Origin of the sequence: Streptomyces sp. NPDC088147 (assembly GCF_044741565.1) — a bacterium.
GTDB lineage: Bacteria > Actinomycetota > Actinomycetes > Streptomycetales > Streptomycetaceae > Streptomyces.
In genome coordinates, this window is the sequence record NZ_JBIUSY010000001.1 from 488696 (window position 1) to 505843 (window position 17148).

A 17148-nucleotide genomic window follows, 5' to 3' on the forward strand; every position below is an offset into this window, starting at 1 on the left:
ACTAGGAGGAGTCCATTGACCGTGCAAAACTTTTTTACGCCGCCCGGCGACGGTGCGGGTACCGGTTCCGCGTGCTGCGCGCCCGCCGGAGGGGGCGGACCGCTGCCCGTGGCACCCGCCGTGCCACGCACGCGGCGCGCCTCGCGCAGCGGCATGGTGACACTGCCCGGCGGTACGTTCCGGATGGGCAACGAGGACGCGCACGCCAACCCCGGAGACGGGGAGGGGCCGGTGCGCGACGTCACCGTCTCGCCGTTCCTCATGGACGAGACCGCGGTCACCAACGCCCGGTTCGCGGCGTTCGTGAAGGTCACCGGATACATCACGGCCGCCGAACGGTTCGGCTGGTCCTACGTCTTCGCGGGGTTCCTCACACCGGAGCGGGTGCGCGAGAGCCGGGCCGCGGCCGGCACCCCGTGGTGGCGGGGCGTCGAGGGCGCGGCGTGGCGGACTCCCGAGGGCCCCGGTTCCGGCATCGGTGACCGGTCCCAGCACCCCGTCACCCATGTGACCTGGGACGACGCCCACGCGTACGCGGCGTGGGCGGGCAAGCGGCTGCCGACCGAGGCCGAGTGGGAGTACGCGGCACGTGGCGGCCTCGACCAGGCCCGCTATCCGTGGGGCGACGAACTGACCCCGCGCGGCCGCTGGCGCTGCAACATCTGGCAGGGCGAGTTCCCCGTGGTCAACACCGTCGACGACGGCTACCCGGGCACCGCCCCGGCCGGCGCGTACCGACCCAACGCGTACGGCCTGTACAACACGGTGGGCAACGTGTGGGAGTGGGTCGCCGACCGCTTCACGGCCTCGCACGCGGCGACGCCCCGCACCGACCCGCGCGGCCCCGACGCGGGCGGGAGCCGGGTCATGCGCGGCGGCTCCTACCTGTGCCACGACTCGTACTGCAACCGGTACCGGGTCGCGGCCCGCACCGCCAACACCCCTGACTCCAGCAGTGGCAACTGCGGCTTCCGCTGCGCGGCGGACACCTGAGAGCGGAACTCACAACGCTCAATCGATGTGAGCAGTTCGGCGCGGCCGACGGCCGCACTCGGGCCGCGTACCGGCAGGTGACCCCCACAACGCCGCGCGCGGCGTTGTGGCGGCGGACGCCGGAACCGGCGCGGAGGACCCCAGCCGCTCACGACTACCGAGTAACTTCGCTCCTTGGTCACACGAGTTGACGCGGTCCATACATCCCCTTCGTGCTCCGGGCGGGCTTGGGAGCGCTCCCATAGGGTCGGTGTGCCGGAGTGCGTGAGGTGACCGAGGTCCACTTCCTACACCGCGGAATACCGCAGAAGAAGAGGGAACAGCCATGGACTCAGTGGGCAGAGTGGTGCGGCGCGGGACGACGCTGGGGGCGTTATCGGTCGTGCTCGGGGTTCTGACGACCGGTACCGCCACCGCGGGCACCGTCACGGCCGGGACCGCGGTGGCCGGGCAGGACTCCGGCGCCCCGTCGGCGCGGGTCACGCCGGCCGCGGAGAACATCCAGCTGGGCTCGTGGATGTCCCAGCTCGGCAGCACCATCGGCGACCGTCCCCTGAACCAGATCGTGATACCGGGCAGCCATGACGCCGGCAGCGCGGGCATCACGAAGAACAGCGGCATGTGCGATGCCGGTGACACGGTCGACACCGCGCGGATGTGGCCCGAACTGGCCTCCAGCATGTCGCGCACACAGAGCGGCTCTCTCGTGGAGCAGCTCGAAGCCGGCTCCCGCTACCTGGACCTGCGCCTGTGCAAGCAGGGCGACAAGTGGTACAGCTACCACGGCGGCCCGCTGGGGCGGCAGTTCTTCGACTCGCTCGGCGGGAACCAGGGGATCGTCCCGGGAGAGGCGCGCGAGCTCGCCGACTGGATCGACCGGCACCCCGAGGAGATCGTCATCCTCCGGGTGAAGACCACCGGCCCGGCGGCGACCCTCAAGGAGGACAGCCGCGCGGCCATCGCCGCTCTGGGCGGCCTGGTGGGCGGCGGCGGGCTGGACAACCCGGCGATCGCGGACGGATCGCTGAAGCCCACGTCGACGTACAACGAGTTCATGGCCGCGGGCAAGCACGTGGTCGTCGTCGACGACACGAACAGCACGACGTACCCATGGGCCTGGCAGCAGCCGAACGTACAGGACTACCGGGGCAGCTACGTCGGTGTCAGTTCCAAGTGGGACGACATCCTCAAGGCGGCGCTGGACCCGGCGCTGGAGCAGAAGACGTACGACGCGGTGCTCAGGCGCGGTGACGAGGTGCTGGGCAGGACACCCGAGCCGGGGAGCGAGCAGAAGCTCTTCGTCCAGCAGGCCATGATCGATCCCTCCAACTCCATACCCAGCGCCGCCGTCATCCAGATCCTGGAGAAGCTCAAGCTCGTGTCGGAGTGGAAGGCCGACAACTTCCTGATCAGCATGGAGAACGAGCTGAACAGGCAACTCCTGGCGAAACTGCGCACGTCCTGGAACAACACCAACGTCACCGACAACATGAACATCGTCATGACGGACGACGTGAACCAGAACCGCAACGGGGTGGCCGCCGGGGAACTCCAGCGGGAGATCATCTCCAAGAACCTCCCGCAGCGGATCACCTCGCACACGTTCTACACCTCCACGCGCGAGGCCGACGCTACGTGGACCGGGCCGAGCGCGCTGCGCGGAGCGGGCACGTCGTTCCGCTATGTCGGGGACCGGCAGGCCGTGAGCGCGATGCGTGACGGTGGCGTTCAGGTGCTCGGCGTCGGGGTGGACGGCAACATCTGGCACAACATCCGTCGCCCCGACGGTAGGTGGCAGGGCTGGAACGCCCTTCTGGCCGCGGACAACAAGAAGGCCGGCTTCGCCGCCGAGGACATCGCCCTCACGACCGCACCCAACGGCGACGCCCAGATCGTGGCCGTGGGCAAGGACGGCTACGCGTACCACAACATCCGCTTCGCCGACGGCAGCTGGCAGGGCTGGGCGTCCATGCCCGGCCATGACGCGGGCCTGCTGAAGGCGACCAGGGTCGCCGCGGCCCGCATGCCCGACGGCTCCGCCCAGGTGCTGGTCTTCGGCGGCGACGGCAGGATGCGCCTGGGTACCCGGGCCGCCGACGGCGCCTGGAGCGCCTGGAAGACCGTCGCGGGCGTCAACGCGCCGGACTTCGCCGGATCGGCGCTCTCGATCGCGGCCCTGCCCAACGGCGACAGCCAGATCGCGGCGATCGGCAACGACGGCAACGTCTGGCACACCACCCACCGGGCCGACGGCAGTTGGTCGGACTGGGGCCTCCCGGCCGGGGTGTCGGGCGGCACGATGGAAGCCTCCGCGGTCTCCCTCGCCGGGATGCCCGACGGGTCCGTCCAGGTGGCCGCCGTGGGACGTGACGGCAATGTCTACCACGGCGTTCGCTCCTCCGGTGGCGACTGGACCCCGTTCCGGCGTGTGAGCGGCATCAAGGGGGCCGGGGCGTTCGCGGGCGACCAAGTGGGCATCACCGGCCTGCCCAACGGCTCCAGCCAGCTCGTTCTCACCACCCGCTGAGCGTCCGGAGGCGTTCCGGGAGGGCTTCCCGCCCGTCTCACGCCGACGGATACGCACCGAGGGCCTCGACGGCGAGGCCCTCGGTGTTGCAGTGTGTGTGTTGTTGGTTCGGCAGTCGCGCTGGAACGGACGGCAGCGACGCCCCTTCGACCACCCGCAATCGATCGAGCGGAGACCTCTGATGATGCGACGACGAACTCTCCTGGCCGCTACGGGAGCCGGCCTCCTCGGCAGTGCCCTGGCGACGGGCACGGCACACGCCGACGTGACGATCCCCGTCGACCCGTCGACGGACTACGGCATCTGGGAGGGCTGGGGAACGTCTCTGGCCTGGTGGGCGAAGCTCTTCGGCGACCGTGACGACTTGGCCGACCTCTTCTTCACCACCAAGTGGGTCACCTACGACGGCACGTCCCGCCCCGGCCTGGGCCTGAACATCGCCCGCTACAACCTCGGCGCGTGCGGCTGGAACGACGTGGACGGCACCAGGATGGCCGCCTCCCCCAACATCCCGGACTTCAAGCAGATCGAGGGCTACTGGCAGGACTGGAGGAACGAGGACCCGGCCTCCTCGGCCTGGAACTGGTCGGCCGACGCCAGTCAGCGGGCCATGCTGATCAAGGCGACACAACGCGGGGCGATGAGCGAACTGTTCGCCAACTCCCCCATGTGGTGGATGTGCAAGAACCACAACCCGTCGGGAGCGGCCGACCGGGGCAACAACCTCCAGCCCTGGAACTACCGCCAGCACGCCTCCCACCTGGCCTCCGTGGCGCTGTACGCCAAGCAGAACTGGGGCGTTGACTTCGGGTCCGTGGAGCCCTTCAACGAGCCGAGCACCAGCTACTGGTGGGACAAGGGCATTCAGGAAGGCTGCCACATGGACCGGGCGGTGCAGGCGGACGTGCTGCCCCTCCTCAGAAGCGAACTGGACCGGCGCGGTCTGACGGCGACGAAGATCGCGGCATCGGACGAGACGAGCGTCAGCCACGCCCGTGCGACCTGGGCCGCCTTCACCCCCGCCACGAAGGCCCTGGTGGACCGCGTGAACGTGCACGGTTACGAGCAGGGAGGCGGCCCCCGGGACCTGCTCCACAAGGACGTCGTCACCACGTCCGGCAAGAGCCTGTGGAACTCCGAGACGGGCAACGGCGACGGCCAGGGCTTCTCGATGGCCCTCTCCCTGCTGAGCGATCTCCACGCGCTCCACCCGACCGCCTGGGTGTACTGGCAGGTGATGGACCCGAACCCGAACTGGGGGATGATCGCCTACGACCCGGACACGAGGACACCGGGCGCCGTCAAGAACAAGTACTACCTGATGGCGCAGTTCAGCCGGCACATCCGGCCGGGTATGAGGATCCTCCACACCGGCGTGAACTACGCCGCCGCGGCCCTGGACGAGAAGGCGAACAAGCTGGTCATCGTCGTCGCCAACACCTCCGACACGCGCCAGAACCTCACCTTCGACCTCTCCCGCTTCACGACGGTGACGGGGGGCGCGGACGGCCTGGTGCCCCGGTGGAACACGGGGGCCGGTGACGCCTACACCGCCCGTTCGGCGACCCTGACCGGCAAGACGGTGACCATTCCGATCTCGGGGAAGTGTCTGCAGACGCTGGAGGTGGACGGCGTCATGGCGTAGGACACCGGGTCCGCCTCCGCGGGTGACACACCGGAATCAGTAGACTGGAACGCACACTGCCGAGCCGTGTGAGCCACGACGGCATCGAGAGGTGCGTATGAAAGAGTCTCCCGGTCATCGGTTCATCGGCCGGGCCGGTGAATTGCGGATCCTGCGGAAGGCGGCCCGGGACGCCGTCCGGGAAAGCCCCCGGATCGTCGTCGTCTCGGGGATGGCAGGCATGGGCAAGACGGCGCTCGTCGACCACTTCGCGGAAGAGGCCGGCGGGGAACTCACGGTCGTCAGAGCGTCGGACGCTCCGCCGAGGACGAATCTCCCCTTCTACACCGTCACCGGGCTGCTCGCCGACGGCGACGCGGAGTCCTCGGCACGGCGTCGGTACGATCCTTCCCGTACCCAGCCTTCGGTTCTCAGCATGGGCGGGGCGGTCATCGATCTGCTCGGCTCGTCACAGGAGACCGGCCCGGTGCTCTTCGTATTGGACGACGCCCACAGGATCGATCCGGAATCCTTGCAGGCGATCGGCTTCGCCCTGCTGCGCCAAGGTGCGGAGCGCGTGCTGACCGTCATCTGCACGCAGCACGCCGCCAGGACCGTGCGGGACATGGCCGTGTCGGACCTGCTGTCGGAATCGGACCACATCGGACTCACGGGATTCTCCCTGTCGGAGACGCGGGACTTCGTCGAGGACCGGACCTCACGGCCGCACTCCGGGGCGAGGCTGCGCGGCCTCGCCGTGTGGAGCCATGGCAATCCGCTGTTCCTGGAGGCCGCTCTCGGAGCCTTCGGCGGCAACCTGCCCGAGGACCCGGCCACGATCCGCGTGCCCGCGTCGCTGAGCGAAGCGGTCGGCGCGTGGTCCCGTTCCTTCTCTCCCGCCGGTCTGGCGATCCTCAACATGCTCGCCGTCCTCGACACTCCGGCCAGCGTCCCGCTGCTCAGCCGGCTGCTCGGCTCGGACCGCGTCGGTGCCGACGCCGAGGCCCTGCTGGAACAGCACGCCGCGGTGTGGGTGCCGGGCGGCGTACCGACGCTCCGGCTCGTCCACGCGGGGCAGCGGGACGCGCTGTACGCGGCCATCGCCCGGCCGGAGCGCGACCGTATGCATCTGCGGGTCGCCGCGTTGCTGGAGCCGCCGGTCCGCTGGCGCCATCAGGTGGCGGCGGCGGAGACCTACGATGCCTCCCTGGCCGCGGAGTTGCGCGACGCGGCGCTGCGCGAGGCACAGACCGGGCATGCGGCGCTCGCCGCCGAATACCTGCTCGCCTCGTCCGAGATGGACCCTGACGGCGAGCGCCGGCAGGACGATCTGGTCGCGGCCGTGCGGCTCCAGGTCACCGGCGGCCAGTACCGGACGGCGCTGCGCCAGGAGGAGGCGCTGCTCCGGTCCTCCGCGGGGCCGCGGCGGGACGAGGCCCTGGGCCTGCTCAGCCTCGCGAAGGGCGGGGATTCCCGCGCCCGCTCGTACCTGCGCCGCGCCCTCGACGCCTTCGCGGCGCGCGGAGACCTGGCCGACGCGGCCTGCGCCGCGTCCGAACTGGGTGTCGCGGAAGGTTTCCTGGGGCTGGGACAGCAGTCGCTGCGGACCTCGGAGTACGCGCTGCGGCACGCCCCGGACGAGGCGGTACGGGGCTTGGCCCAGGCCAACCTCGCGTACGGGCACGCACTCATCGGCGGCCCCGCCCGGGGTCTGCGGCACGTCGGTCATCTGCCGGTGGTCCCCTCCCGCGTACCGGCCACCCGCACCGACGCCCTCATCTACCGCGGGGTGTTCCGCGGCCTGTCGGGCGACCTGGCCGGTGCGGTCGGCGATCTCACGGCGGCGGCCCGGCGACGCAGCCTGGGAGTGTCGAGGATCAGCAGTGTGTCCGCGTTGACCCACAGCATCTGGTGTCACTTCATGCTCGGCGAGTGGCACGAGGCGCGGCGCGACCTCTCCGTCGCCCTGGACATCGCGCACGCCTCGGGACGCCCGGCCGACTTCTTCGCCCTCAACTGCTTCATCGCCGTCCTGCACGCCTTCAGCGGCCGGTTCGACGATGCCAGGGCCGCGCTGCGGGAAGCGCTGGCGCTGGAGTCCGCGGCGGACTTCGCGGGGCCGCACTTCCATCTCGCCACCACCCGGGCGGCGGTGGCGTTCGCCGCGGGTGACTACGAGGAGGTGGTCGCGCGCATCGGCCCCGTGGTGGACATGCCCGTCAACGAGAGCCGCTCACGTCTCTACGCCGTCCGGCACATGCCCCTGCTCGGGGTGGCGTACGCCCGCACGGGCGCGACCGACCAGGCGCGTTCGGTCTTGTGCGGCCTGGAGGCGGCGGAGCCCCACGGCGCGCTCCTCCCGGTCGCGGTCCACTGGCTCCGGGGCGCCATCGCCGCCGCCGACGGGGACCCGGAGGCCGCCGCCCGTGCCTACGCGGAAGGACTGGCCGTGGCTCCGGACGGCGGAGATCCCGTGGTGCACAAGGCCTTCACGGAGGAGGACCTGGGCGCCGCGCTGCTGGCGGCCGGTGACACCGAGCAGGCCCGCGGCCACCTGAGCGCCGCCGAGCGGGCGTTCGCCCTGCTGGGCGCGGAGCCGTCCCGGCGGCGCTGCCGCACCCTGCTGGACAGCCTCGATGACTCGTCGGCGCGGGCGGCGGACGGCACGTACTTCTGCGACACACTGTCGGACCGGGAACGGGACGTCGCCGACCTGGTCGCCCGCGGCTGGACGAACCGTGAGATCGCCGCGCAGCTGTACCTCAGTGTCAAGACGGTCGAGTACCACCTGGGCAACATCTACACGCGGAACGACATCAAGGGCAGGCGGCAGCTCCGCGACCTGATGCAGTCCCGCCGGACATGAGCGACGCGACCGTCAGCCGCCCGGACGGACGACCCTGACCGAGCCGGAAGGAACGGTGAGCCGCCCGGCGACGCGCTCGCCGCTCAACAGCTCGGTTCCGGAGTCCGGCAGCGGGACCCGGGCCGGCTGTGCCGAGTGATTGATGAGGAACAGGTACTCCCCGCTGTCGCCGGAGCGCCGTACCACCTCCATGTCACGGGGCAGTGTGCCGCGGTCCGTGAGGCCGGCGTCGTCGCACGCCGCCCGCAGTACCGTGGCCAGCCCCGCGGGGCTCAGGCGCGTGGACACGTACCAGGCGGTGCCCGCGCCGTAGCGGTGACGGGTGACGGCCGGGCCGCCCGCCGCCGGGCCGTCGTCGTAACTCCACACCGTCTCGGCCCCGTCCGGGATCACGAACTCGGACCACACGTCGGCGTCGGCCGATGTCCCGTCGGCATCCGTGACCCGGACCGTGTCACCGGGGAGCAGCGGTGACCACTCCTCGACGGTGAGCCCGAGCACATCACGCAGCGCTCCCGGGCAGGGGCCCGGGTGAACGGCGTCGTGCTCGTCGACGATGCCCGAGAAATAGGAGACGACGAGCGTCCCGCCGTTCTCGACGTACCGGCGCAGGTTGTCTCCGGCGCTCGCCGCCGCGAGGTACAGCGCGGGGACGACGACGAGCGGATAGGGCGACAGGTCCGCTTCCGGGTGGGCGAAGTCAACCGTCAGATGCCGGTCGTAGAGCGCCTCGTAGAAACTGTCGGCGCGTTCGCGGGGATCGTGGTCGACGCTCGGCTGTCCCTCCAGCTGCTGCGCCCACCAGGATTGCCAGTCCCACACCATGGCCACGTCCGGTACGGTCCGTGTGCCCTGGAGGCAGGCCAGTGCTCTCATGTCGGCGCCCAGCCGGACCACTTCGCGCCAGACGCGGGTGTCGGTGCCGCCGTGCGGCACCATCGCGGAGTGGAACTTCTCGGCGCCGCGCCGGGACTGGCGCCACTGGAAGAACATCGCGCCCTCGGAGCCGCGGGCCACGTGGGCGAGGGAGTTGCGGGCCATCTCGCCCGGCGCCTTGGCGGGGTTGCGCCGCTGCCAGTTGACCCCCGAGGTCGAGTGCTCCAGGAGCAGCCAGGGCGCGCCGCCGGCGACCGAGCGGGTGAGGTCGGCCGCCATCGCGAGGTTGACATGGGTACGGCGGCCGTCGGTCATCAGGTAGTGGTCGTTGGTGACGAGGTCGACCTCACGCCCCCAGGCCCAGTAGTCGACGGAGTCGCACTGGCTGAGCGCGGTCATGAAGTTGGTGGTGACCGGCACACCGGGCGACAGGCGGTGCAGGATGTCCCGCTCCGCCACGAAGTTCTCGCGCATGGTGGCGTCGGCGAACCGCCGGTAGTCCAGTTGCTGGGCCGGATTGCACACCGCCGGTGTCAGCCGCGGCGGGTCGATCTGTTCGTACGAGGTGTAGTGCTGGCCCCAGAAGGCCGTGCCCCAGGCCTCGTTGACGCCGTCGACCGTTCCGTGGCGGGCGGCGAGCCACCGGCGGAAGCGCACGGCGCAGTGGTCGCAGTAGCAGGCGCTCAGCGGAGCACCGTACTCGTTGTGGACGTGCCACATCGCGAGCGCGGGGTGCTCGGCGTAGCGCCGGGCCACCTCGGTGGTGATGCGGGCGGCGGCCTCGCGGTAGGCGGGGCTGCTGTGGCAGATGGCGCCGCGCGAGCCGAAGGCGTAGCGGATGCCCTCGCGTGTGACGGGCAGGGCGTCGGGATGGGCGCGGTAGAACCAGGCGGGCGGGACCACCGTGGGGGTGGCGAGGTCGGCGCGGACGCCGTGCTCGTGCAGCAGGCCGAGAACGCGGTCGAGCCAGCCGAAGTCGTACCGGCCCGGCTCCGGTTCCAGCAGGGCCCAGGAGAAAACACCGACGCTGACCAGGTTGACGCCGGCCTCCCGCATCAGGCGTACGTCCTCGCGCCAGACGGACTCGGGCCACTGCTCGGGGTTGTAGTCCCCGCCGAAGGCGAGGGCGGGCGGAACGGGCCGGGTGTGTTCCGGTGTGAGAGGGGTCTCGGACACGCGTCAGTTCTCCTTCGCCTCGAACACCCGCAGCGCCACGACGGTGGCCCACTCGGATCCGTTGGTCGCGCCGACGTTCAGCCGTACGGCCGTGGCGGCGACGGGTGCCGCCAGCGGGTGCGACCTGCGCCGCTCCCGGTTGTCCCGCACCGACACGACGGTGTGCCAGTCACCGTCCACCAGGACCTCGATGCCGTAGTCCCGTACGAGTTCCGGGACGACCGGGAACGGTGTGCGGTGATGGTGGAGGTTGATGAGATCCAGGTCGACGTCGTCGTTGAAGACGACATCGACGCATCCGAGGGTGCGGGGCTCCGTCCAGTCGAGCCGGATCCAGGGCTCGGGGTCCTCGCCGAGGGATTCCGACGACCACATGCGCGGACCGTCGTAGGGGCGTTGCAACGGGCCCGTCACCTGGTCGGCGCTGTGGGCGCCGCTGTCGCCGCGCACCACCATCACCGGGCAGCGGCGGCGCAGTTCCTCGGCGGACCACGCATTGGACTGCGGCCGCTCGCTCACGGTCCGGGGCGTACGGCTCACCAGCCCCAGAACGCCGTAGGGACCCGGTCTGTCGACGACCACGAGCGCGGCGGAGGGGTTGCGGCGCAGGAGCAGGACCACGTTCCGACCGCGGGGAGCCTGGTGGGAGAACGGGGCCCGGACCCACTGCTCACCGGGGACCAGCCGGACGGACGCGCGGTCGAGCAGCTCCACCGGTATGTGGTTCTCCCCGCCGCCGGTCGACCACAGTTCGAGCTCCAGAGGCGTCGCCTCCGACGCGTCGAGAAGGAGATCCACCGACTCGATGGCGGGCTCGACGGGGATGACGAGCCCGACGTCGTGACCGTCGAGGGACTGCCGGCTCGTCCGCTCACCGGGCCGGGGCTCCGCCCGCAGGGTGCGCAGTTCGCTCGACGCGGTGGCCCGCGCGGCTGGGGCGAGGTCGGCCGGGTGGTGCCACTCGACGCCGAGCAGCGAGGCGTCGTGCCGCAGGAGTTCCTGCTGGAGCCGGTCGATGTGGTCGTTGCCCAGCTGCCGGGGGGTCAGGCCGTCGCGGACGCAGAGCCCGGCCGCGACGCCCGCCGCTTCGCCGGTGACCGCGCAGGTCGCCATGACGCGTGTGGTGCCGAACGCCACATGGCTGGCCGAGATGTCACGGCCGGCCAGCAGGAGGTTTCCCACGTTCCGGGAGTACAGGCTGCGGAAGGGGATGTGGTAGAGACCGGCGGAGAAGAGGTGCTTGGATCCGTCGCCTTCGGCGTACATGCCGCCGGCGGGGTGCAGGTCTATGGACCAGCCGCCGAAGCCCACGGCGTCCGGGAACCGTGTCTGCTCGATGATGTCCCGCTGTGTGAGGACGTGGTCGCCGACAAAGCGCCGGTACTCCCTCTTGCCGGGCACCGAGCCCACCCACTCCAGGGTGAGGGTGTCCGCGTCGTACTCCCCCGAGTTCTTGATGTGGTCCCAGATGCCGTAGACCACGGCCCACAGTTCGTCGCGGATCGCCTCGTTGTCGGCGGCGGCGTCGAGTTGCCCCCCGTACTCGATCCACCAGTAGTCGCAGCCGTTGGCCGTGGTGCTGATGGGCCGGTTACGGACGATGGAGGTGGCCGCGACGTCTTTCGCGATCGAGGGCGGTACGAAGCGGACGGGCTCCCCCGTGTCCTTCGTGTAGAAGAACATCGTGCTGCCGAGCATCTCGGAGTCCGCCTGGTCGGGCGCCCATTCCTCGCCGAACTCGTGGGCGGCCTCACGGCCGGAGCGGTACCAGGCGCCGGCCTGGGCGCCGACCAGTCCGTCCCCGGTGGCGTCGATGAACACCGGGGAGGTGAAGCGGATGATCCGCTCCGACCCCATCTGCCACCCCGTCACGGCCCGGACCGTCCGGGCGTCCACGACGCCGTCGGCCTCCACCTCGCGTACGTCGGTGTTCAGGTAGAGCCGGATCCCCGGCTCGGCGCGAACGGCGTCGAGGACGACCTGGTCCCAGAGGTACGGGTTGCCTTCCGGGTTGCGGTACTGGTTCTCCCGGAACAGCTCGCCCATGACGCCGGTCTCCCGCGCGTATTTCTGCGCGCCGTGCGCGGTCGCTCCGCAGACCCAGACGCGGACCTCACTGCTCGCGTTGCCGCCGAGCACGGGCCGGTTGTTGATCAGGGCGACCCGGGCACCGGTGCGGGCCGCACCGATGGCCGCCGCGACGCCCGCGAGACCTCCCCCGACGACGGTGACGTCGGTCTCGACCGATAGCCGCTGCATGCCAGCCCACCTTCTTGTGCGTGATGTGCGTGTCGTCTGTCCGGGACACTCGCCCGAAAGACATTATCATCCTTCATGATCGAACCCTGAGTATGAGAAAAATATTTTCATCTATGACAGGGGCGATCAGGGGATTCCCTACTCGGTCGGCCCCAGGTCCGGAGTCTCCGCCAGGTGCACAACGCCGTCGCGGCGGCCGTGCTGTTCCAGGACCACGATCTCGTTGTCTCCCGGGCGCAGCACCGGGCCGGGCACGTACAGGGACTGCTGCGGCCCCCGGGACCAGTACCGGCCCAGCGCGAACCCGTTGATCCAGACCTGGCCCTTGGTCCAGCCCGGCAGGTGGAGAAAGGTGTCCGCGGGAGCCGGTACCTCGAACCTCCCCCGGAAGAACGCCGGGCCGGCCTCGGCACCGGCCGACGAGAACGACAGGGTTTCCAGGGCTTCCAGGCTGTCCGGGGACAGCGGTGTACAGGCCCAGTCGGACAGTTCGCGCCCGTCGAACGTGACGGGGCCCGCGATGCCCTTCCAGTCCCGCAGCCCCGCGCCGTAGTTCACCCGTCCCTGGTTCTCGACGAGGATCGTGAGCCTCGCGCCCTCGGCCGGGGACCTGAGACTGAGGGCCCGCTCGTGGTTCTCGCGCTCAAGGGTGCCCACCGGCTGTCCGTCGACGAAGATCTGGGCACGGTCGCGCGTCTCCGGGATGTGCAGCACTCCGTCGCCGGCCGTGGGCAGCGCGGTGTCGTACAGGACGTATCCAAATGCCTGCCCCAGCTCTTCCATGGTGAGCGGACGGTCCGCCCGCCGGGCGGCGCCGAGACGGCCGGCCTGGGCGAGCAGGGACGCGCTCTCGGTGAGCCGGATGTCCCGCGGGGACAGTTTGGCGCCGGGGGACGGAACCGGTTCGCCGGGCACGGCGGCGTACTTGGCGATCGTCTCGCGGAACACGTGGTACTTGTCGGTGGGGTCACCGGCCTCGTCGAGCGGGGCATCATAGTCGTAGGAGGTGATCGTGGGCCGGTAATGGCCCTTGTCATTGGCGCCGTTGGTGAAGCCGAAGTTCGTGCCGCCGTGGAACATGTAGATGTTGACGGACGCTCCCGCCGCGAGGATCTCGTCCAGCGTGTCGCGGGCTTCGGACGCGGGCCGCGCGTTGTGTTCGCTCCCCCACCGGTCGAACCAGCCCGCCCAGAACTCGGCGCACATCAGCGGGCCCCGGGGCTGGTGCTCGCGGAGGGTGCGCAGGTGCTCCGCCGCACCGCGGCGGAAGTTGACGGTCCGCAGGATGCCGGGGATGCCGCCGTCGGCGAGGTCGCCGGCCTGGTCGGAGGTGAACAGGGGTACGTCGACGCCTCCTTCGCGCAGCAGGGTGACGAGGTGGGCGAGATGGGCGCTGTCGCCCAGGCCGGAGGCGCCGTACTCGTTCTCGACCTGGACGGCGATGACGGGCCCGCCCGCGGTCGCGAGATGGCGGCGGATACGCGGCAGCAGCAGGTCGAAGTACCGCTCGACCGGCTCCTGGTAGCGGGGGTCCGACGTCCGGAGCCGCACATCCGGGTCTCCGAGCAGCCAGGCGGGCAGCCCGCCCGCCTCCCATTCGGCGCAGATGTAGGGACCGGGGCGGAGCAGTACGCACAGGTCCTCGGCGGCGGCGAGGTCGAGGAAGCGGGGCAGGTCGAGACCGCCGTCCAGGACGAGCGGGCCTCCCTCGTGGGGCTGGTGCAGGTTCCAGGGGACGTAGACGTCGACCGTGTTGAGTCCCATGAGGCGGGCCTTGCGCAGTCGGTCGGCCCACTGGCCGGGATGAATCCTGAAGTAGTGCAGGCTCCCGGAGATGATCCGGAACGGCTCGCCGCCGATGCGGAAGCCGTCGTCGGCGATGCTCAGTTCGGGCATGGGTGTGTCTCGTTCTCTGTTGAGGGCACGGCGACGGGCGGGCGAGGGCCCGGTCCCGGCGTGCGGAGGCAATGGCGTACGGCGAGGGCGGTGTACGGAGGGAATGGCGTACGGAAGGCCCCGGCGTGCGGAGGCGATGGCCTACGGCGGCGTGGCGCATATGGCGCCGGGCCGACGTGTGGTGTGCGGACACGCTCCTCGGAGAGGTCGCCCGGCCGCGCTGCGGGCCGTTGGTGCGGTGTCCCGCCGCCGCGTCGCGCGGCGGACGGGATCAGTGCGCGGGGTTGTCGAAGATGGCCTGGCTCCGGGTGCGCGGCTCGGGTGGGCCGCTCTGGTTCATCCGGTCGTAGATACGGTCCGGCACCCGCTGTGCGACGAGCGCCCACAGCAGCGCGCCGACGAGGGCGTCACTCGAACGCCCGGCGAAGTAGTCCGTCCAGGAGCCGTCCACCCCGGTGCCGGTCCGCAGGGGGACGTCGACCTCGGTGGCCAGGGAGGACTGCGGGTCGCCGGTGATGAGGACGGTCATCGCGCCATGCTCGCGGGCGACCTCGACGAACTTCGTGGCGATGGGGCTCTCGCCCGAGCGGGAGATGACCAGGGCCACGTCGCCCGGCGTCAGCAGGCTCGCCCCCACCTGCGCGAAGTAGGCCCCCTCGTTGTACCAGACGGGGATGCCGATGCGGAACAGCCGCAGGTAGAGCTCGTACGCCGGAGGAGCGTCCCCCCACTCGCCGAACAGCTGCACGCGCTGGGCGGACACGATGTGGTCCGCCACCCGGGCCATGGCGTCCAGGTCCACCGAGGCCATGGCGTTGCGCGCCGCGCTGAACTGATTGGCCGCCAGAGTGCTGAGGACCTTGTCGGCGGGGTCGTCCGGGGTGATGGCGGAGCCGATGTCCTTCTCCCAGCCGGCCTGGACGCCCCTGCCGTGTTCCCGGGCGAGCGCCGCGCGCAGTTCGGGGAAACCCTCGAAGCCCAGGGCCGTCGACAGCCGCGTGATGGTCGCCGGTGAGGTGCGGGCCTCCTCGGCGAGCCAGGTGATGGAGCTGCGGCCCACCACGGCGGGGATCCTCAGGATGACCTCGGCGACCCGGAGCCTGGCGCCGGAGAGGTCGGAGAGAGCGGATCGCAGCAGTTCCAGCGGACTGGCCTCGCCCACACCGCCGACCCGCCGGTTCTCGTTCTCCTCGGCCCCTCCGGCACGGCCTCCGCGGCCGTGAGCGCCCTTCCCGTTCGCCGGGGACACCGGTGCGCCGTCCTCGGGCGACCGGGACCTGGAGGGGCGCCGGGTCGGCTCCGAGTCGCGGCTCACGGACTGCTCCCTCACTGTGGGTCGGCCGCGGCGGTCTCGACGCTCGCCGGACGGGATGGCTGCTTCGGTCGGTCTGCCAGCGGGATCGCCCCGGCCGGTCTCACACTTCATGACACTCTACCCTCCTCGCGGTCGCGGTTCCGCATCACTCGATCACTGACGGTCAGGGCAGTGGCCGCCGTACACACGGCGGCCAACCACCCGTTCTCCAGGGCTAGTTGACGGTGAATCCCTGCTCCCTTCCATACTTGATCAGGTCTTCCTGCCAGAGGTTCAGGCCCTCCTGGAGTGTCGTGGAGCCGGTGTACGCCTTGCCGGCCTTGTCGTTGAAGATGTTGAGGGCGTAGACGTCGTAGGGCAGGAACTGCCAGCCCTCCCGTACCGCGGCCAGTGAGTCCGCGAGGACACGGTTGACTTCCTGGCCCCCGAAGTACGGGTCCTTCTCGCCGAGGAACTTCTCCGACGCGAGCACCTTGGCGCGGGCCGGGAAGGAGCCGGTCGCCTGGGTGAGGTCCGCTCCCTTCTCCGCGCTGACGTAGCGCTGGAACGCGGCGGCGACGAGCTGGTTGTCGCTCTGCTCCATCATCGCCAGGCTGCCGCCGCCGTTGACGGAGGTGGCGTACTCGCCGCCGTAGGTGGGCAGCGGGGCCACCCGCCAGTCACCGGCCGCTTCGGGAACGCCGGACTTCAGGGTGCCCGCCATCCAGGCCCCGGACAGCAGGGTGGCGATATTGCCCTTGGCCAGGCCCTGGTACCACTCGTTGCTCCAGCCCGCGATGGGTGACAGGAGCTTCTCGTCCAGGAGCTTCTGGTAGCTCTCGGCGTACCTCTTGGATCCGGCGTCCTGGAGGTTGACGGTGAGCTTGTCACCGTCCGCGCTGAAGGGGCGGCCACCGGCGGCGGCTATGAGGCTCTCGGTGAGCCCGGGGTTGCCGTTGTCGGCGGCGATGTACGTGTCGGGGTCGGCCTTCCGGAGCGCGCGGGCCGCGTCGAGGTACTCGTCCCAGGTGGTGGGGACCTTGATGTCGTACGTGTCGAACGTCTTCTTGTTGTAGAACAGCGCCATCGGGCCGGAGTTCAGAGGAAGCTCGTAGAGACCTCCGTCGACATTGACGGCCTCCCATGTCGCGGAGGTGAACTCGTCCTTCAGGGAGTCGAAGCCGAACCGGTTGAGGTCGACGAGCGCCTTGGACAGGGCGAACTGCGGGATGGCGCTGTACTCCACGGTGGCGAGGTCGGGTCCGCCCTTGCCTGCCTTGATCGCGTTCTGGAGCTTCGTGTAGTGGGCCGGTCCTGTGCCGACGTTCCTGACACTGATCTTGACCTTGGGGTGCTCCTTCTCGAACGCCTTGGCGACATCCGCCAGGCTCGCGGACCAGCTCCACACGGTCAGTTCCGACGGCTTGTCGAGTGCCTTCTGGATCTCCGCCTCACTGACCGTCTCGGTCTCGGAGCCGTCGCCCGGACCTCCGCCGCAGGCGGCCAGACTCACCGCGGTGAGTACGGTGCCGAGCAGCAGTGCGGTCGTTCTGCGCTGACGCGACCATCTGTTCATGGTGTTTCCTTGTCGTTGGTTCTGTGAACGGCGTGGGGTGGTGGGCCCCACGCGGTGGACG

The 17148-nt window shown here is 70.5% G+C and carries 9 protein-coding genes; 4 read left to right on the forward strand and 5 right to left on the reverse strand.

The window, feature by feature from the left end:
• The first annotated feature begins 120 nt into the window (after positions 1-120).
• The 4 genes from ACIOGX_RS01880 (at position 121) to ACIOGX_RS01895 (ending at position 8010) form a co-directional block, all read left to right on the forward strand.
• Entirely contained in the window at positions 121-993 is an 873-nt protein-coding gene (locus tag ACIOGX_RS01880; RefSeq protein ID WP_401909395.1) for a formylglycine-generating enzyme family protein, read from the forward strand.
• Between the two features lie 325 nt (positions 994-1318).
• Positions 1319-3520, forward strand: coding sequence for a hypothetical protein (locus tag ACIOGX_RS01885; RefSeq protein ID WP_401909397.1), 2202 nt, complete (start codon positions 1319-1321; stop codon positions 3518-3520).
• Positions 3521-3701: 181 nt separating this feature from the next.
• On the forward strand, positions 3702-5165 hold the full coding sequence (locus ACIOGX_RS01890) for a glycoside hydrolase (protein WP_383966738.1): 1464 nt from the start codon (positions 3702-3704) through the stop codon (positions 5163-5165).
• Positions 5166-5262: 97 nt separating this feature from the next.
• Positions 5263-8010 carry an AAA family ATPase gene (locus ACIOGX_RS01895; RefSeq protein WP_401909400.1) on the forward strand — a complete coding sequence of 916 codons (2748 nt, stop codon included), beginning with the start codon at positions 5263-5265 and terminating at the stop codon, positions 8008-8010.
• A gap of 12 nt (positions 8011-8022) precedes the next feature.
• Here the strand turns inward: ACIOGX_RS01895 and ACIOGX_RS01900 are convergent, their stop codons facing one another.
• The 5 genes from ACIOGX_RS01900 to ACIOGX_RS01920 all read right to left on the reverse strand — a co-directional run bounded on the left by ACIOGX_RS01900 (position 8023) and on the right by ACIOGX_RS01920 (position 17087).
• Complete coding sequence (locus ACIOGX_RS01900) at positions 8023-10062, reverse strand: beta-galactosidase (RefSeq protein WP_401909403.1); 2040 nt, start codon at positions 10060-10062, stop codon at positions 8023-8025.
• A gap of 3 nt (positions 10063-10065) precedes the next feature.
• Positions 10066-12321, reverse strand: a complete 2256-nt coding sequence (locus tag ACIOGX_RS01905; RefSeq protein ID WP_401909406.1) for an FAD-dependent oxidoreductase — start codon at positions 12319-12321, stop codon at positions 10066-10068.
• A 138-nt stretch (positions 12322-12459) separates the two neighbouring features.
• Complete coding sequence (locus ACIOGX_RS01910; protein ID WP_401909408.1) at positions 12460-14217, reverse strand: glycoside hydrolase family 35 protein; 1758 nt, start codon at positions 14215-14217, stop codon at positions 12460-12462.
• A 271-nt stretch (positions 14218-14488) separates the two neighbouring features.
• On the reverse strand, positions 14489-15532 hold the full coding sequence (locus ACIOGX_RS01915) for a MurR/RpiR family transcriptional regulator (RefSeq protein WP_401909410.1): 1044 nt from the start codon (positions 15530-15532) through the stop codon (positions 14489-14491).
• A gap of 214 nt (positions 15533-15746) precedes the next feature.
• Complete coding sequence (locus tag ACIOGX_RS01920) at positions 15747-17087, reverse strand: sugar ABC transporter substrate-binding protein (protein WP_356517491.1); 1341 nt, start codon at positions 17085-17087, stop codon at positions 15747-15749.
• Positions 17088-17148 lie beyond the last annotated feature (61 nt).